Raw genomic sequence first — 18,057 nt, forward strand, 5'->3', positions numbered from 1 at the left:
TTTCGGCCGGCATGTAGGGGCAGCGTTCGGCAATGTCAATTATACCCGGGTAATATTTGACATTGCCGGAGAACACGGTATGAAGGCCGAACTAGGGAGAATTCTTGATGCCTTTGTCTCTGACCGCCGCCAGCACCGCGTTCGAGGGCGATCGCCGCCTCGCCGGCGGCTCGCTGGCCGAAGTGGCGCTCGCCGTGAAAGCGCGAGAAAGCGCCGCGGACGCGCCCTTGTTGGTCTTCGACGACGCTACGGGCGCTGTCATCGATCTCGACCTGCGTGGTTCGGAAGCGGAGATCATTTCGCGGCTCGCCGGACGTTTTCCATCGATTCCCTCCGCCAAGACCGCTGCTGAGGACCAACCGATAGCGGAAGGGCCGGATACCGCAACGCGCGGTCGGGGCCGGCCGAAGCTTGGGGTGATCGCACGCGAGGTCACGTTGTTGCCGCGGCAATGGGAGTGGCTGGCGGCGCAGCCTGGCGGTGCCTCGCAGACGTTGCGCCGGCTGGTCGATACAGCACGCCGTGCGGATGGCGATGGGAGCGTCCGGCGTAACCGACGAGAGGCCGCCTATCGGTTCCTTTCGGCCATGGCTGGAAACCTGCCCGGCTTCGAGGAGGCGTCCCGAGCCTTGTTTGCCGAGGATCCCGAGGCGTTCACGCGCGAAATGGCGAACTGGCCGACGGATATCAGGGCGCACGCCCGGAGGCTTGCAGGTTACGTGCCGGACACCTGAAATCGGAGCGCGCCAAGGTCAAGGCCTTGGGGCAAAACCCGCGGTGCCGGTGCGCACGAACTGCCAATGCACTTCCGCCAGGGTCGATGCCTGGAAATGCAGCACGATCTGCCGGCTGCGGCGCGGTCCGACGATACCGGCGAAGAAAATCGATTCCTCGACCTCGGGCTGTACCTGCGGCGAGGTGAACACCCAGATGTCGCCGCCTTCGGCGGCAAGCACGAGCCGGTCGTGCTCGTCACGGAACAGGCTGGCGTCGGGGTGGATGTGAAAGCGTACAGCGACGGTGTCGCGACCATCATTGCGGATCGCACCGCTTCCGGCTTGCAGGAAACGGTCGCGGCCGGTCAGAACATTGCCATTTGTCGACAGCACCACTTCGCGTTCATGCAGGATGCCGAAGCGTTGCGCATAACCATCATGCCGGGCGATGAAGCCCTGACGCCCACTATCGTCAAGCCGTTCGCTCGAGACTTTGCGCGGACCTCCGAGCAAGGGCGAACCTGGCAGGCCGCCGAGCCGCATCGACAGGGCGAAACGCGCGGATGACGTATCGTTGAGCGTCGCCGTGGAATGCGCGGCAGTGGCGCGCGCCAACGGGCGGAATTCGGCGGCGCCATAGGTGTCCACGCCGGCATTCACGATGTAGTGCTGGCGGCCCGACGACAGCTCGAACGACAGACAGCCGGCATGGGCGGAATTGGAAACATCGATAGGCGGCGGCGCGCCTGTGTCGGCAATCACCGTCACGTCGCCCATGGCCAGCCGCTCGTAGCCGGAATAGGGCGCATGCAGCAACGGCGCGCCGGCGGTGTCGTCATGGCGCAGGATCGCGGCGATTCGGTCCTGAATCGTGGCGCCCATGCCGTTGAATCGGGCGAGGCTGCCGTCATGGTGGCGAAAGAAACGCAGCGCCGGCAGCATTCGGTCGATGGCATTGATCAACGCCGCCGGTGGTGTCTCGGCCTGATTGGCATAGGTCTGGCGCAGCGGCAGGAGGTCGGCCAGGATCTCCAGTACAGTCAGCGGATTGCGCGAGACATGACCGCCGTCGGGAAGGATCTGTCGGTCGAGCTCCTCGCCGAGATTGCGGGTGGCCGAGCGCAGTGCCGAGGCCGGCGCGGGCAGCGACAATGCCGCAAAGGCGAGAGCGACGCGGGCGCGCAGCCTGTCCTTGCCATCGGGCATTTCGCGCGCCAGCGAACGCAGGTAGCGGATCTGCACCGCAAGCGTTTTCAGGAAGGCGCGGTAGAATGGAAACTCCGCGCCCTGCAGGACGATGGAGGAATGCTGCTGCCAGGCGATGATGCGCTTGGCGGTGGTGGCCGGTTCCCAGGCCGGGCCCGCGATGCGATTGCCGTGCTGGGCGATCCAGTCGGAGACCAGCGCACGGGCGTTGGCGGCAGCAAGGTCGGTTCCGGCGGCGCGCATGTGGCGAAGCCAGCGGAACCCATGCAGTGAGCGCACCCAGCCATCATGGGCGACGTCAAGCTGGAACGGCGACAGGCCACCGGTCTCGACCAGATGGCCGGAGAGCGGAAAACGGCCATAGTAGATTTCATGCGCGATCTGCGGATCGGCCAGCCTGAGATCGGGCGGCGCAATCAGCACGCGTTCGGGGGTGCGACCGGAATAGCGCCAGCGATAGACAGGCCCGGCGCGCAGGCGCCGGCGCGTCTTGCGCCAAAATTCCTTTGCGACGAGCGTCCACAGACGCGTCGTATCATCGGCAGCGAGTGCCAAAAACCACCTCGATTTGTCCCGTCCGCCCGCGTGAATTATAGGATTCAACTATATTCTTGAAAGCGAATTCGGCGGGAAGCCCACAGATCAGGGTTAAGCCAGACCTTTTTGGGGTATTTTGCCGCGACACGATTTGCCGAGTGCGGGATGTCAATCCGTTCTGCGCAGGCGGGCAGCAAAGAAGCCGTCGAGGCCGGACAACATCGGATTGTCCATGCCGAAGCCGGCAGGTGTGGTGCGCAGCGTTCCCTTCGGCGTCACGAAAGACGCGATGCCCGGGATTTCGTCCGGCCGGATCGGATCGTCGACAATACCCTTCGCCTCGGACAGGAAGGCTTCGTGGAGTTCCTCTCCTTCGAGCGGATCGAGCGAGCAGTTGGAAAAGACAACGCGACCGCCAGGCTTCAGCAGCGTGACGGCTTTCTCCAGCAATCGGCGCTGCAGGTTCGCAAGCTTGTCGATGTCGGCGAGCGTCTTGGTCCAGGGTACGTCGGGGTGTCGGCGTACCGTACCGGTGGAAGAGCAGGGTGCATCCAGCAGAACAGCATCGAAAAGCTCGGCGGGGTTGTAGTCGAAAAGGTCGGACTGGATGACCTCGGCGTTCATGCCCAGCCGTTCGAGGTTCTGCCTCAGCCGCGCCAGTCGGCTTTTCGAGGTGTCGACCGCCGTCACCTTCGCGCCGGCGAGGATGAGCTGTGCCGTCTTGCCACCAGGGGCCGCACAAAGGTCGGCAACACGTTTGCCGGTGATGTCGCCGAAAAGCCTTGCCGGGAGGGCGGCTGCTGCATCCTGCACCCACCAGGCACCTTCCGCGAAGCCTGACAGCTCAGTGACAGGGGCGGGCAGCTTCTCCACTCGAACCGTGCCCGTCGGCAGGACGATGCCACCGAATCGTTGTGCCCACAGTGCCGGGTCGGCTTTCACCGTGAAGTCGACCGGTGCTTCCAGCCGATGCACGGCGAGGATCGCATCGGTCGTTTCCTGGCCATAAGCATCGCGCAACCGTTGCTCGAACCACGCCGGCGCATCATTGGTCGCATCCAGCGCCGGCGGCAGCTCGACATCCTTGGCGCGGACCAGGGCGCGCAGGACACCGTTGACGAGACCGGAAAAGCGTGCGGTGCGCGGATCGGCTTTGGCATGAGTCACAGCAAGGTCGACGGCAGCACTGTCGGGCACGTCCAGGAACAATATCTGCGCGGCCGCGACATGCAGGATATGCGAAAGCGTGGTGGCATTGGCCGGCAGCGGCTTTTCCAGCCGGCGGGAGAGCAGGCCGGCAATGGTCATGCGATAGCGGAGCGCGGTGACCAGAATGGCGCGCACCAATGCACGGTCACGCCCGTCGAGCGCACGATATTGCGGGTGGCCGTGCTCGTTGTCGGTCAGTCCATCCAGGGGCGTGCGGGCATCGATGACCGCGGCCAGCAGTCGCGCTGCCGCCTGGCGCGCGGCAAGGCCGGGTGCCTGCGGCGCACTATCGGAACGATGAGGCGTCGGCTTGCGGGCGGCCCTGCCAGCTTGCTTCACTGCCATGGGCCTTTCGGGCCGGACGGGTTGCGACCCCAGGGATTGGATTTCGGCGCTTCCGGTTGCTCGCTTTCGCCTGAGGGAGGCTCCGAGCTACCCCAGGGGCCGGCCGAATCGATCTGGCCGTGGCGCGGCGAAGGTGCCGCTTCGGGACGCGTCGCTTCGCCGGCCTCGCGGGCCTGGCCCATTTGCACGGCAAGCGCCTGCAAGGCGGCGATGCGGTTTTCCGTATTCGGGTGGGTGGAGAAGAGGTTGTCCATGCGCTCGCCGGAAAGCGGGTTGATGATGAAAAGATGCGCGGTGGCGGGATTGCGTTCGGCATCGTCGTTGCGGATGCGTTCGGCGCTGCGCGCGATCTTGTCAAGGGCGGAAGCCAGCCAGAGCGGATGGCCGCAGATTTCCGCACCGCGCCTGTCCGCCTCGTATTCGCGGGTGCGGCTCACCGCCATCTGCACGATCATGGCCGCGAAAGGAGCAACGATCATCGCCACCAGCACGCCAATGAAGCCGAGCGGATTGTTGTTCTCGCGGTTGCCGCCGAAGAAGAAGGCGAAATTGCCGAGCATGGAAATGGCGCCGGCAAGGGTCGCCACGATGGTCATGGTGAGCGTGTCGCGGTGCTGCACATGGGCAAGCTCGTGCGCCATCACGGCAGCGACTTCCTCATGCGACAGGCGCTGCAGCAGCCCGGTCGAGGCAGCAACGGCGGCGTTCTCGGGGTTGCGGCCGGTGGCGAAGGCGTTGGGCTGGTCGGTGTCGATCAGATAGACACGCGGCATCGGCAGACCGGCATTGGCGGCAAGGCTCTTCACGATGGCATGGAATTCCGGTGCGCTGCGCTCGTCGACCTCGACGGCGTGGTTCATCGACAGCACCATCTTGTCGGCGTTCCAGTAGCTGAAAAAATTGGTGGCGATTGCGATGACCAACGCAATCATCATGCCGCCGGAGCCGCCGATCAGGTAGCCAACACCCATGAACAGCGCCGTCATGGCGGCCAGAAGCATGGCTGTGCGCATCGTGCTCAAATGTTTCTCCATCGCCTGGCAAGGGTCGATCCCTCGCCCTGGTTCCGCTATATGATGGTAAGAAGCCCAAGCCGTTTCAATCCACTGGAAGAAAAGCATGCCGGACGAAAACCGCAAGCCGCACGAGATGCCGGGCGAAGCAGGCCAAGATAAGGCGCTGTCGCCGGCCGCGGAACGGGCACTGGCTGAAGCCGAAATCCGCCGGCAGGCCTATCGCCAGGCCGAGGCAGTCCTGCCCAGGGAAATCGGCGGGCGTGGCGGCAACGACCCCAATCGTTATGGCGACTGGGAAGTGAAGGGCCTGACCAGCGATTTCTGATGCGGGTTCGGGCCGGGGTCGATCGCCGCACGGTCTTTCCCGACGCTGACCCGCTGGCGGCATCGATACAATCGACGACGCTAAATTAGCATTCTGTAACCTTGATTCTCAAAGCACCTGTAACTTTACCCTGCGTTTACCTTCGTTAGGGTTTTGGGGGCCGGAAAGCCGGGCCTTTACCAAGCACTCACCAATATTGGTCCAGATGCCGCCCCATCCGGCAGGAAACCCGCATTCGAAAATACGGGTTCCGCGGGCGGGGAAGGGCGATGATGTTTTTCGGCAGGCTTCGGCAGCTGGTCGGCAGGTTCGGCAGGGACCGCGGCGGCAATTTCATAGTGATGGCCGGCGTCGTGCTGGGTGTGCTGGCGCTGGCCGTGGGCTTTGCGGTGGATATCGGCCAGATGATGAATGCCCGTTCGGCGCTCGGCAACGCCATCGATGCAGCGGTGACCTCGACGGCACGCGATCTGACTACCGGGACCGCCACCGAGGCTGAGGCGACCAAGATCATCAAGGTCTACCTGGACGCCAATAGCAGCGGCGGCATTTTGAGCGCCAACCAGATCGTGATCGACAAGGTAACGCTGGACCGCACGCAATACACGCTTCAGGTTTCGGCCTATGTCGACGTACCGCTCTTCTTTCCGTTGTTCGGTACGGAAAAGACGCGGCGAGTGTCGCAAACGGGAGCTGCCGTCTATTCGTTCCGCCAGCTTGAGATTGCGATGATGCTCGACCTGACTGGGTCGATGAAAAGCGGGACAAAGGTCCAGGATCTCAAGAATGCCGCAAAAGATGCGGTCGACACTATTTTCAAGGATCAAAGCCCTAGCCGCCCCAGGGTGCGAGTGGCGCTTATACCTTATGCAAATGCGGTGAATGTCGGCAGCAGCCTGGCCGCAAGCTCCGTTTTCATTGAAACCAAGGATAGTGAACGCAAGCAGGCACCGGGCAACACCACGCCGCGACTGCCGTCGAATTCGAGCAACGGCACGAACAACAAATACAACTGTGCCACCGAGCGTAAGGGTGACTACCAGTATACCGACGATGGCCCCGAAAGCAGCATGGTCAATCGGGATCTATTCATAACGACTTTCTCGGACGGATCTGCCGGCTTCTCTGCTACTGTCATGTGCCCTAAAGCGGAAATAATGCCGCTCACGTCGGATGCTCAGGCGCTTAAGTCCCGGATCGATGCATTTGAGTTTGAGGGCGGTACGGCCGGCCATATCGGCGTGCAATGGAGCTGGTACCTGCTCTCGCCGAACTGGGCGGGAGCGCTCCCCGAGGCGCAACGTCCAATGGACTATGACAATACCAAGATAGGCAAATACGCGATCCTGATGACGGACGGCCTGTTCAATCTTTCCTATTTCGACGCTTCCACCGACAGAGGTGTGTACAAGGATGGCAAGGCTCCGCCACGTGACGCGGCCATCAAGCTTTGCGAAAGCATGCGTGCCAAGGGCATCGAAATCTACACCATCGGGTTCGATCTTTATAACCGCGATATCACCGCTGATTCCCGGGCCAAGGCGATTGATCTGTTGCAGAAATGCGCCAGCCCCGACAGCGGTGGAAAGCATTTCTTTGACGCCTCCACCGGACCGGAACTGAAGGCAGCCTTCGACAAGATCGCCAGGAACTTGAACAGACTGGCTCTGACGAAGTAACCGGTCTGTCAAACGACTCAACTGGAAACGGAAAAGGCCGCCACATCTTGTGATGGGCGGCCTTCCGTGGCTTTCGTCCAGGCGCGGCCCGTGGTCACGATCCCTTCGGACCGTGCACCGCGCGTCTCGCGCTTCAGCGGAGAGGCTGCTCTCCGTGAAGGCGATCCGCCGGGATCACGCTCTGGAAAACGAAATCACTCGACATCGGATCACCTCCTTTCAGTTCGTTGAACACGCCCACAAGGTGGGGTGTTTTCCGCCCGAGCGCAAGTGCAGGACCGCAACAGTTTCATGCTGCCGCGAAAAGCGCTGGAATTCCGGGCTTTGCCAGATGCAGGATGTCGTAGGCGGAACCATGTTCGGGTGTGGTCGCTGCCTCCGCGGAAAGCCGGAAACGCGAGAGACGCCAGTTGGCCAGGTCGATCGCCGTTACCGCGGCATAGATGCCCGCCTGTTTGACGAGCGCGGTGTTGTGTTCGTTCTCGCTGCGTTTCAGCGCCGCGAAATTCGCGGCCGGATCGATCAGGACGTCTTCGCGATAGACGGAGCGTGCGCCTGTCGCCGATCCCAGATGCACATCGAGCGGCAGCCAGGTTTCGATCGCGGGGCGACCAAAGCCATCGATCACTTTCTGGAAGCGCTCGCCGGTGATGAAATCGCTGGCGGCTTCGTCGTCCAGCCAGAGATAAAGCGACGAATAGGCATTGTTGATGGCGCCGTTCTCGCCACGCCGCTGCGCGACGAAGGCCTTGAAGCCGAGGCCGGGCGTCTCGTCCCAATCGGGGCCCAGACTGGCCGCCCTGCGGGCAATCTTCTCCATATCATGGTCGGCAGGAAGACGGTGGATGTACTGCATCATCAACATGGCTGGGCTCCTTGATTTCGATGCAGCTTGCCATCGCTGCTTCATTATGAAAACATATCAATGAATATATCAGTCATAAGATTTGAACATGAATGATCCGGCGCGAACGCTCGATATCGACACGGTCCAGGCCTTCGCTCTGGTCGCGGATCTTGCCTCCTTCACGCGGGCCGCGGAGGTGCTCGACACGTCGCAGGCAACGGTCAGCCTCAAGCTGAAACGGCTCGAAGCCCGCCTCGATGCCCGCCTGCTGGAGCGCACTCCGCGTCATGTTCGGCTGACCGCGCAGGGCGAACGCTTCCTGCCGGCGGCGCGCAACCTGCTCGAGGCGCATGAGCGTGCGCTTTCCGGCATCCAGGCAGCCGTGCCCAGTCGGCTCACGCTCGGCATCAGCGATCATGTCGCCGGGCCGGAACTGCCGCTGCTGCTTGCGAGGCTCAACGCCTACGACCCGTCACTGGTGGTGGAGGTTCGGATTGCCTCTTCGCGTGATGTCGTGGCCCGTTACGGCCACGGCGAACTGGATGCCGTGATCGCGCGGCGCGGCGACGACAATGCCGACGGCGAGATCCTGTTTCGCGAGCCGTTCCGCTGGTTCGCATCACCGTCGTTCCAGCATCGCTCGGGCGAACCGCTCAGGTTGGCGGCGCTGGCCGCGCCCTGCGGCATCCGTGCGCTTGCCATCGATGCGCTGGACGAGGCGGGTTTGCCATGGAGGGAAGCGTTCGTCGGCGGGGGTGTCATGGCGTTGGGCGCGGCGGTGAGTGCCGGTCTGGCCGTGGCGGCGCTGGCCCAGAGGGTGGCGCCGGCAGGCGCCATCGATGTCGGTGCAGATCTTGGGCTGCCGCCCTTGCCGGGGCAGGACATCGTGCTGATGTCACGTCCCGGCCGGCGCGATGCGCGCGAGGTGCTCAAGGTTCTCGCCGCTGCTTTCCGGAGCGCGGCGGCGAGATCGTAGCCGCTCAGCCCTTCTTGTTCTGCCTGTTGCTGACGAGGTCATCGACGACGGCGGGGTCGGCCAGCGTCGAGGTGTCGCCAAGCGCGCCGAAATCGTCCTCGGCGATCTTGCGCAGGATGCGCCGCATGATCTTGCCGGAGCGCGTCTTGGGCAGGCCCGGCGCGAACTGGATCTTGTCGGGCGAAGCGATCGCACCGATCTCCTTGCGCACATGCGCGATCAGTTCCTTGCGCAGGTCCTCGGTCGGCTCCACGCCTGCCATCAAGGTGACATAGGAGTAGATGCCCTGGCCCTTGATGTCGTGCGGATAGCCGACGACGGCCGCTTCCGACACCTTGTCATGGGCAACGAGTGCGGATTCCACCTCGGCCGTGCCCATGCGATGGCCCGACACGTTGATGACGTCGTCGACGCGGCCGGTGATCCAGTAATATCCGTCATCGTCGCGGCGGCAGCCATCGCCGGTGAAATACTTGCCCTTGTAGGTGGAGAAGTAGGTCTGCACGAAGCGCTCATGGTCGCCATAGACGGTGCGCATCTGACCCGGCCAGGAATCGGTGATGCACAGATTGCCGTCGGCAGCACCCTCCAGCACCTTGCCGTCATTGTCGACCAGCTGCGGTTTGACGCCGAAGAACGGCCGCGTCGCCGAACCGGCCTTGAGGTCGGTGGCGCCAGGCAGCGGCGTGATCAGGATGCCGCCGGTCTCGGTCTGCCACCAGGTGTCGACGATCGGCACCTTCTTGTCGCCGACGACGTTGAAATACCATTCCCAGGCTTCCGGATTGATCGGCTCGCCGACAGAACCCAGGACACGCAGGCTCTTGCGCGACGTCTTCTTCACCGGCGCTTCGCCGGCACCCATCAGCGCGCGGATGGCGGTCGGAGCTGTGTAGAAGATGTTGACCTTGTGCTTGTCGACCACTTCCCAGAAGCGCGATACCGACGGATAGTTCGGCACGCCTTCGAACATCAGCGTGGTGGCGCCGTTGGCGAGCGGGCCGTAGAGGATGTAGCTGTGGCCCGTCACCCAGCCGACATCGGCCGTGCACCAGTAGATGTCGCCATCGTGGTAATCGAACACATACTGGTGCGTCATCGAAGCATAGACGAGATAGCCGCCGGTGGTGTGCAGCACGCCCTTCGGCTTGCCGGTCGAGCCTGAGGTGTAGAGGATGAACAGCGGATCCTCCGCTTTCATCTTCTCCGGCTTGCATTCGGCCTTAACCGTCTTGACCTCATCGTGATACCAGAGGTCACGTCCTTCAACCCAGCCGATCTTGCCGCCGGTGCGGCGCACCACGACAACCGACTTCACCGCGGTCTTCTGCCTGGCGGCGATCTCGATCGCCTTGTCGGTGTTTTCCTTCAGCGGAATGCTCTTGCCGCCGCGCAGGCCCTCGTCGGCCGTGATGACGAAGGTCGAGGCGGCGTCGACGATGCGGCCGGCCAGCGCGTCCGGCGAGAAGCCGCCGAACACCACCGAATGGACCGCGCCGATGCGGGTGCAAGCCAGCATCGCATAGGCCGCCTCCGGGATCATCGGCATGTAGATGGTAACGCGGTCGCCCTTCTTGACGCCGTGCTTCTTCATCACATTGGCGAGCCGGCAGACATGCTCGTGCAGCTCGTTGTAGGTGATCTTCCTGTCGTCATAGGGATTGTCGCCTTCCCAGATGATCGCGACCTGGTCGCCGCGCTTCTTCAGGTGGCGGTCGATGCAGTTGTGCGAGACGTTCAACTGTCCGTCCTCGAACCACTTGATCGATACCTTGCCGTCGAACGAGGTGTTCTTGACCTTGGTGTAAGGCTTGAACCAGTCGAGGCGCTTGCCGTGCTTGCCCCAGAATTTGTCCGGGTTCTTCACGCTTTCCGCGTACCACTTCACATACGTTTCGTTGTCGATCAGCGCATGCTTCTTCCACGCCGGCTGTACGCGGTGGACCTTAGCCTCGGTCATGTCTTGGTCTTCCTCCTGAGATCGGCCGCCGGTTGGCGGTGTTGCGGCCCGCGGGCCGCGAAAATCGCCGGCATTATTATCAGTTCGGACGTTACGGCAATATTAGACATTGGGTTTGCCCGCCCGTAACAGAAAATTGCGTGAAGCCGCACACGCTTAGGTCGAACCAAGGGGGCGGATTGAACGTTTAAAGACATGGTTAACGTTCGAGGCGCAGAGTTTTTCCGGGAGGACCGGCAAGGGGTGTGTCGAGGCACATCCGAGATCAACTTGCGAGGGCTGCCATGCGCGACCATTCCGAACTGGAACTTCTGCTCAAGGGCTACGGGCTGACGACAGCCCGCATCCTGTATCATTACCCCGACCATCCGCACCTGCTGCAGACCTACATCTGGCAGGACTACGACATCGCCCCGAAATTCCCGATACTGGGTGCCTTCATCAGCTTCTGGCGCGAGAAGCTCGAAGGGCCATTGCACTCGGTCTGCTTCACGCACCAGAAGCTGATTTCGGCGAATGAATGGCGCAAGGTCGACGGCGAGATCCTGCTGCATTGATCGAATCGTGAGGCTGTCCTGCTGCGGCAACTGCGGCAGGACAACGAAGGGCAGCCATCAAGATCAGCGGCGGGAGTTCGACCGCCCCCTGACGGAAGCGACTTTTTGCCTCGTCCGATGGATCGGCGGAAAGGCAAGTCGACGTTCATTTCTGGCCCAAAAGCTCATCTCCTTATCGCCTCTGGCTGATTGCAAAAGCCACTGCGCGCGGCTAAGCGCGGACCAGGCTTTCGGTCGAACCCGAAGCTGCACTTACGCTCTTAGAGGTTCGCTTGAGGAGGATTCCCGTGAATACGAAGAAACTGCTGACCGGCGTTGCATTCGCCGCTTCCGTGCTGGTTGCTGCCACGGCTGCCCGCGCCGACATCGTCATCGGCCTTGTCGCGCCGCTGACCGGTCCTGTCGCCGCCTATGGCGATCAGGTCAAGAACGGCGCCGAAGCCGCCGTTGAAGTCATCAACAAGGATGGCGGCATCAAAGGTGAGAAGGTCGTGCTGAAGCTCGCCGACGACGCCGGCGATCCGAAACAGGGCGTTTCCGCCGCCAACCAGCTGGTCGGCGAAGGCGTGAAGTTCGTTATCGGTCCGGTGACCTCGGGTGTCGCCATGGCGGCGTCCGATGTGTTCGCCGAGAACGGCGTGCTGATGGTGACGCCGACCGCAACCTCGCCGGACCTGACCAACCGGGGTCTCACCAACGTCCTGCGCACCTGCGGTCGTGACGACCAGCAGGCGGAAGTGGCGGCTGCCTATGTGGTGAAGAACCTGAAGGACAAGAAGGTTGCCATCGTCGATGACAAGGGCACCTATGGCAAGGGTCTGGCCGACTCCTTCAAGAAGGCGATCAATGCCGGCGGCGTCAAGGAAGTCAGCCACAACTCGCTGACCCCTGGTGAAAAGGATCTGTCGGCCCTGGTCACACGCCTGAAGTCGGATGGCGCCGAAGTGATCTATTTCGGCGGCTATCATCCTGAAGGTGGCCTGCTTGCCCGCCAGCTCGCTGATGCCGGCGTCAAGGCACTGATCATCGGTGGCGAAGGCCTGTCCAACACCGAATACTGGGCGATCGGCAATCAGGCCGCCGCCGGCACGCTGTTCACCAACGCGACCGACGCACTGAAGAACCCTGACTCGGCTCAGGCCGTCGAAGCACTCAAGGCCAAGGGCATCCCGGCCGAGGCTTTCACGCTCAACGCCTATGCCGCCGTCCAGGTTCTGAAGGCGGGCATCGAAAAGGCCGGCAAGGATGATCCGGCAGCCGTCGGCACCGCGCTCAAGGGTGGTGAAGCCATTCCGACCGCCATCGGCAAACTGACCTATGGCGAGACCGGCGACCTGACCAGCCCGAGCTTCTCGCTGTTCAAGTGGGAAGACGGCAAGATCGTCGCGGCCGAGTAAGGCAACCGTACCGTTTAAAGAAGAAAGGCCGGGAATTTCCCGGCCTTTCTTTTTATGCGTTGGCGTGAGCGCGGCCCCTATCGGTGACCAAAAATGGCCGAACCGACCCGCACCGAGCTGGCACCGAAGGCCACGGCCAGCTCGTAGTCGCCAGACATGCCCATCGAAAGCTTCTCGACGCCGGCCTCGCGTGCGAGTTTTTCAAGCAGGGCAAAGTGGGGTCCCGGATTCTCTTCCGCCGGCGGAATGCACATCAGCCCCTCGATGGTCAGGCCGTGCTCGCTGCGACAGCGGGCGACGAAGGCGACGGCATCTTTCGGTTCGATGCCGGCTTTCTGGGGCTCCGAGCCGGTGTTGACCTGTACATAGAGCTTTGGCGCCTTGCCTTGCCTTGCGATTTCCTTTGCCAGTTCGGATGCGATCTTCTCACGGTCGACCGTCTCGATCACGTCGAACAGCGCGACGGCTTCCTTTGCCTTGTTGGATTGCAGCGGTCCGATCAGGTGCAGCTCGATGCCGGTGAATTCCTCGCGCAGTGCGGGCCACTTGCCCTGCGCTTCCTGCACACGATTTTCGCCGAAAACACGCTGGCCGGCGGCCAGCACAGGCCGGATGGCGTCGGCGTCGAAGGTCTTGGAAACTGCGACCAGGGTCACGGCCCCTGCCGGCCGGTTTGCCTCGCCTTCGGCGGCCACGATTCTTGCCCTGACCGTTTCGAGTTGCTGAACCGCGTCACTCATGTGCCAACCTGTCCTGATCCTGCTGTTTTTGCCGGGCCTCGAGACCCATATGGTTGACGGGTCCCCGAAAGCATGGTGAAGACCCCGACCATGTCCTTGAACTGCCGGACCAACCGGCGGTTTCCCGCATGCTTTGTAAGTGAAAAACCGGCCATGGCAACCGAACGATACAATCCTCGCGCAGCAGAGCCCAGGTGGCAGAAGGCATGGGACGAGGCCAAGCTCTTCGAGACGAAGAACGACGATCCACGGCCGAAATATTACGTGCTCGAGATGTTCCCCTATCCTTCGGGGCGCATCCATATGGGCCATGTGCGCAATTATACGATGGGCGACGTCGTGGCGCGCTGGCGCCGTGCCATGGGCTACAACGTGCTGCATCCGATGGGCTGGGACGCCTTCGGCCTGCCGGCGGAAAACGCCGCGCGCGACAACAAGGTCAATCCGCGCGACTGGACCTACAAGAACATCGAGACGATGAAGGGCCAGCTGAAGACCATGGGCCTGTCGCTGGACTGGGCGCGTGAAATCGCCACCTGCGACCCCAGCTACTACAAGCACCAGCAGAAGATCTTCCTGGATTTCTGGAAATCGGGCCTGGTCGAGCGCAAGTCGGCAAAGGTCAACTGGGATCCGGTCGACATGACCGTGCTGGCCAACGAACAGGTCATCGACGGACGCGGCTGGCGTTCCGGCGCGCCTGTGGAGCAGCGCGACCTGACGCAGTGGTTCTTCAAGATCACCTCGATGAGCCAGGACCTGCTCGACAGCCTGGACACGCTGGACAAGTGGCCCGAAAAGGTCCGCGTCATGCAGGCCAACTGGATCGGCCGTTCCGAAGGCCTGCTGGTCCGCTGGGCACTGGCCAATCCGCCTGCCGGCGAAAGCGAGCTCGAAGTCTACACCACGCGACCGGACACGATTTTCGGCGCTTCGTTCATGGCCATCGCCGCCGACCATCCGCTGGCCAGGAAGGTCGCTGCAGGCAATCCCGAACTCGCCGCCTTCATCGAGGACGTGCGCCACATGGGCACCTCGGCGGCTGCGCTCGAAACGGCCGAGAAGAGGGGTTTCGACACCGGCCTGCGCGTCGTCCATCCGTTCGACGAGAACTGGACGCTGCCGGTCTATGTCGCGAATTTCGTGCTGATGGACTACGGGACCGGCGCGATCTTCGGTTGCCCGGGCCATGACCAGCGCGATCTCGATTTCGCCAACAAATATGGCCTGCCGGTCACCCCGGTGGTGCTGCCGGACGGCGTCGATGCCACCGGCTTCCACATCACGGAAGAGGCCTTTGTCGACGATGGCGCGATGATCAATTCGCGCTTCCTCGATGGCATGCGCTTCAAGGAAGCCTTTGACGAGGTGGCGACCAGATTGTCCGGCGTGACGATCGGCAATCGGCCGCAGGCCGAGCGCAAGGTACAGTTCCGGCTGCGCGACTGGCTGATTTCGCGCCAGCGCTACTGGGGTTGCCCGATACCGGTCATCCATTGTGAAAGCTGTGGGGCCGTACCGGTACCGGCTAAAGACCTGCCGGTCGAGTTGCCGACCGATGTCACCTTCGACAAGCCGGGCAATCCGCTCGACCATCATCCGACCTGGAAGCATGTCGGATGCCCGCAATGCGGCAAGCCGGCCCGGCGCGACACCGACACGATGGACACCTTCGTCGATTCGTCCTGGTATTTCGCCCGCTTCACCGATCCGTGGAACGACAAGGCGCCGACGACGCTCGAGTATGTCGACGGCAAGAACGGCTGGCTGCCGGTCAGGCAGTATATCGGCGGCATCGAGCACGCGATCCTGCATCTGCTCTATTCGCGCTTCTTCACGCGCGCCATGCAGGTCACCGGCCATCTCAATGAGGTGAAGGAGCCGTTCGAGGGCATGTTCACGCAGGGCATGGTGGTGCACGAGACCTATCGCGCCGGCACCGGCGCGAATGCGTATTGGGTGCAGCCCGTCGACGTGAATATCGTGGACGTCGACGGCAAGCGCAGCGCCACGCTGATCGCGGATGGCAGCCCGGTCGAGATCGGCGCGATCGAGAAGATGTCGAAGTCGAAGAAGAATGTCGTCGATCCGGACGACATTCTGGCGAGCTACGGTGCGGACACGGCACGCTGGTTCATGCTGTCGGATTCGCCGCCGGAACGCGATGTCATCTGGACCGAGGCTGGCGTCGAAGGCGCGCACCGTTTCGTGCAGCGGATCTGGCGGCTGGTGTCCGAGACAGCGCCTGCGCTGGCAGGCGTTGAAGCCTCGGCTGCACGTGATGGTTCCGCCGCCGCAGTTTCGAAAGCTGTCCACAAGACGGTGAAGGCTGTCGGCGAAGACATCGAACGTCTGTCCTTCAACAAGGCGGTTGCCCGTCTCTATGAACTGCTCAACACGATCCAGCCCGTGGCGACTGCACTCGTCGACGGCAAGGGCGATCAGGCAACCGCTGCAGCGCTGCGCGAGGCAGTCGAGGCGCTTGTCGTCATGATCGCGCCGATGATGCCGCATCTGGCGGAGGAATGCTGGTCGGCACTGGGTGGCGAGGGTTTTGTCGCGAATCAGCCCTGGCCGCGCTTCGATCCTGCACTGGTGGTCGACAACGACGTCGTCTATCCGATACAGATTAATGGCAAGAAGCGTGGTGATTTGACAATCGCCCGCGACGCAGACCAAGCTCAGGTCGAACAGGCCGTCATGGCCCTGGACTTCGTACAGAAGGCGCTCGAGGGCAAGGCGCCGCGCAAGGTGATCGTCGTGCCCCAGAGGATCGTCAATGTCGTTGCCTGACACTCGTAAGACAGCGGCTTCGTTCGCGCGCCGCGCGGCGCTCTTCGGCCTGCTCGCCGGCGTTGCGCTGGTTTCGGCATGCCAGGTGCGGCCGCTCTATTCGAACCAGCCGCTGTCGACTGGTTCGACAGTGAGCGCGCGCGAGGAGCTGGCTTCGATCGCCGTGAAGCCGGTCTCGTCGCGTTACGCCCAGCAGGTCCGCAACAATCTGATCTTTGCGCTGACCGGAGGAGGCGAGCGTCCCAACGCGCCCGCCTATTCGCTGGCGCTCAATGTCACCGAATCGGTGATCTCCACGGCGAGCATCCAGGTTGCCAAGGATCAGGACCAGCCGACCGCCGGTACGGTGATCATGACGGCGGCTTATACGCTGACCGATGCCAAGACCGGCAAGGCTGTGGCCAACGGTCAACGTTCGATCTCGTCGTCCTTCGACAAGCCGGGCCAGGAATTCGCGTCCTATCGCGCACAGATCGATGCCGAAAACCGCGCCGCGCGCGAACTCGCTGAGCTGTTGCATCTGGCGCTGGCTCAGGACCTTGCCAAGCCCGGCGCCAGGTAAGCGGCGCGCAGGCGAGCAGCGAAACCATGCGCCTGACGGGGCTGGTTGCTGAAGGTTACCGGTCGCTCAAATCGATCCGGCTCGAGCTTGGCCAGGTCGGTTTGTTCGTTGGCGAGAACGGTGTTGGAAAATCCAATCTCTACCGCGCCCTGCAACTGATCAAGGCGGCCGGCGAAGGCACGCTTGCCCGCTCGATCGCCGGCGAAGGCGGCATGCAGTCGGCCCTTTGGTCCGGCGCACGTCGTCTGGGCCGACCCGTGCGCGTCATCCTGCAGGCGGATGTCGAGGATGACGAGACCGCGGCGCGTTTCTCCTATCGGGTGGAGATCGGGCTGCCGCCACCCGTTTCGGCGGGATTTGCTTTCGAACCTCACGTCAAGGAAGAGACCCTGACGGTCGAAACCGGGCGACGACCGGTGGAGATGATGAGCCGCAAGGGTCCTGCAGCCTACGGGCGCGACAGCGAGGGCAGGCGTATCGAACACCCCGCGAAGCTGCTCAATTCGGAAACGGCGCTGGCAGTGCTCGGCGCATCCGGCCGCTATCCGGAAACAGGGGATCTGCGGGCCGCGGTTTCAGGCTGGCGCTTCTATCACGGCTTCCGCACCGACGCCGATTCGCCCGCGCGGAAACCGTCGCTGGCGATCACCTCGACGCTGCTGGACGAGGATGGCGGCAACCTCGCCGCGGTGTTCGCAACGCTTGCCCATATCAGGCAGGATACCGTCGATCTTGATCGCGCGCTGGCCGACGCACTGGGAGCAAAGCTGGAAGTGCCGGAGCCGGGCGAAACCGCCACATTCGGCTTGCGTCTCCCGGATTTTCCGCAGCGGCTGTTCCGGCCGCAGGAACTGTCGGATGGGCAGATCCGCTTCCTGGCGCTCGCCGGCGCACTGATGTCGTATCGTCTGCCGGGGCTGATCGCACTGAACGAGCCGGAAGCCAGCCTGCACCCGCGCATGTTGCCTGCATTGGCCGACATGATCGCCAAGGCCGCGGAACGGACCCAGCTCTGGGTGGTCACGCATTCGCGCGAACTGGCGGATCTGATCGCCGACCGCACTGGTGCGAGAGCGCTAACCGTGGTGCGGCTGGACGGGGCGACGACGATTGAGGGCCTGAGGCTAACGGGCCAGATGTCTGATGATGACTAGAGCGTTTCCGTTTTTAACGGAAACGCGGAAATTCTCTA

15 protein-coding genes are annotated in these 18,057 nt (G+C 62.8%); 9 read left to right on the top strand and 6 right to left on the bottom strand.

The features are described 5' to 3' along the window. Window positions 1-107: 107 nt before the first annotated feature. Window positions 108-734 carry a DUF2239 family protein gene (locus ACFWYE_RS12075; protein ID WP_379111597.1) on the top strand — a complete coding sequence of 209 codons (627 nt, stop codon included), beginning with the start codon at window positions 108-110 and terminating at the stop codon, window positions 732-734. Between the two features lie 18 nt (window positions 735-752). On the opposite strand, the gene ACFWYE_RS12080 is transcribed toward ACFWYE_RS12075, so the two are convergent. The 3 genes from ACFWYE_RS12080 to htpX all read right to left on the bottom strand — a co-directional run bounded on the left by ACFWYE_RS12080 (window position 753) and on the right by htpX (window position 5,035). Continuing rightward, a complete protein-coding gene (locus ACFWYE_RS12080; RefSeq protein WP_379111599.1) occupies window positions 753-2,477 on the bottom strand; it encodes a heparinase II/III family protein in 1,725 nt (574 codons plus the stop codon). A 150-nt stretch (window positions 2,478-2,627) separates the two neighbouring features. Further along, the gene (locus ACFWYE_RS12085) at window positions 2,628-4,013 is read right to left on the bottom strand and encodes an RsmB/NOP family class I SAM-dependent RNA methyltransferase (protein ID WP_379111600.1); all 1,386 of its coding nucleotides are present in this window, start codon (window positions 4,011-4,013) and stop codon (window positions 2,628-2,630) included. Next, window positions 4,004-5,035, bottom strand: a complete 1,032-nt coding sequence (htpX, locus tag ACFWYE_RS12090; RefSeq protein ID WP_379065494.1) for a zinc metalloprotease HtpX — start codon at window positions 5,033-5,035, stop codon at window positions 4,004-4,006. The genes ACFWYE_RS12085 and htpX overlap by 10 nt, the downstream gene beginning before the upstream one ends. A 97-nt stretch (window positions 5,036-5,132) precedes the next feature. Between htpX and ACFWYE_RS12095 the strand changes: the two genes are divergently transcribed. Next, on the top strand, window positions 5,133-5,354 hold the full coding sequence (locus ACFWYE_RS12095) for a DUF1674 domain-containing protein (protein WP_379111602.1): 222 nt from the start codon (window positions 5,133-5,135) through the stop codon (window positions 5,352-5,354). 269 nt (window positions 5,355-5,623) lie between these two features. Next, entirely contained in the window at window positions 5,624-7,033 is a 1,410-nt protein-coding gene (locus ACFWYE_RS12100) for a pilus assembly protein TadG-related protein (protein ID WP_379065498.1), read from the top strand. Window positions 7,034-7,322: 289 nt separating this feature from the next. Here the strand turns inward: ACFWYE_RS12100 and ACFWYE_RS12105 are convergent, their stop codons facing one another. Continuing rightward, window positions 7,323-7,898 carry a DUF4865 family protein gene (locus tag ACFWYE_RS12105; RefSeq protein ID WP_379111604.1) on the bottom strand — a complete coding sequence of 192 codons (576 nt, stop codon included), beginning with the start codon at window positions 7,896-7,898 and terminating at the stop codon, window positions 7,323-7,325. A gap of 88 nt (window positions 7,899-7,986) precedes the next feature. Here ACFWYE_RS12105 and ACFWYE_RS12110 point away from each other — a divergent pair, with 88 nt between their 5' ends. After that, window positions 7,987-8,856 (top strand): LysR substrate-binding domain-containing protein, encoded by an 870-nt coding sequence (locus tag ACFWYE_RS12110; protein ID WP_379065502.1) that lies wholly within the window; start codon window positions 7,987-7,989, stop codon window positions 8,854-8,856. A 4-nt stretch (window positions 8,857-8,860) separates the two neighbouring features. Here the strand turns inward: ACFWYE_RS12110 and acs are convergent, their stop codons facing one another. Next, on the bottom strand, window positions 8,861-10,816 hold the full coding sequence (acs, locus tag ACFWYE_RS12115; protein WP_379111606.1) for an acetate--CoA ligase: 1,956 nt from the start codon (window positions 10,814-10,816) through the stop codon (window positions 8,861-8,863). Between the two features lie 284 nt (window positions 10,817-11,100). On the opposite strand from acs, the gene ACFWYE_RS12120 reads away from it, so the two are divergent. Then, window positions 11,101-11,373, top strand: a complete 273-nt coding sequence (locus ACFWYE_RS12120) for an usg protein (protein WP_129412567.1) — start codon at window positions 11,101-11,103, stop codon at window positions 11,371-11,373. 287 nt (window positions 11,374-11,660) lie between these two features. Then, window positions 11,661-12,770, top strand: a complete 1,110-nt coding sequence (locus tag ACFWYE_RS12125; RefSeq protein ID WP_379111608.1) for a branched-chain amino acid ABC transporter substrate-binding protein — start codon at window positions 11,661-11,663, stop codon at window positions 12,768-12,770. Window positions 12,771-12,847: 77 nt separating this feature from the next. Here the strand turns inward: ACFWYE_RS12125 and ACFWYE_RS12130 are convergent, their stop codons facing one another. Continuing rightward, entirely contained in the window at window positions 12,848-13,510 is a 663-nt protein-coding gene (locus ACFWYE_RS12130; protein ID WP_379111610.1) for a YggS family pyridoxal phosphate-dependent enzyme, read from the bottom strand. 153 nt (window positions 13,511-13,663) lie between these two features. Between ACFWYE_RS12130 and leuS the strand changes: the two genes are divergently transcribed. Genes leuS through ACFWYE_RS12145 form a run of 3 tightly spaced genes read left to right on the top strand, consistent with a single transcriptional unit; the run spans window position 13,664 to window position 18,019 of the window. Further along, window positions 13,664-16,303: a leucine--tRNA ligase gene (gene leuS / locus ACFWYE_RS12135; protein ID WP_379065510.1), complete on the top strand. Its 2,640-nt coding sequence runs from the start codon at window positions 13,664-13,666 to the stop codon at window positions 16,301-16,303. Beyond that, window positions 16,290-16,865, top strand: a complete 576-nt coding sequence (gene lptE, locus ACFWYE_RS12140) for an LPS assembly lipoprotein LptE (RefSeq protein WP_379111612.1) — start codon at window positions 16,290-16,292, stop codon at window positions 16,863-16,865. Before leuS ends, lptE begins: the two co-directional genes overlap by 14 nt. A gap of 26 nt (window positions 16,866-16,891) precedes the next feature. Continuing rightward, the gene (locus ACFWYE_RS12145) at window positions 16,892-18,019 is read left to right on the top strand and encodes an AAA family ATPase (RefSeq protein ID WP_379111613.1); all 1,128 of its coding nucleotides are present in this window, start codon (window positions 16,892-16,894) and stop codon (window positions 18,017-18,019) included. Window positions 18,020-18,057 lie beyond the last annotated feature (38 nt).

Origin of the sequence: Mesorhizobium sp. NPDC059025 (assembly GCF_042739655.1) — a bacterium.
Classification (GTDB): Bacteria; Pseudomonadota; Alphaproteobacteria; order Rhizobiales; family Rhizobiaceae; genus Mesorhizobium.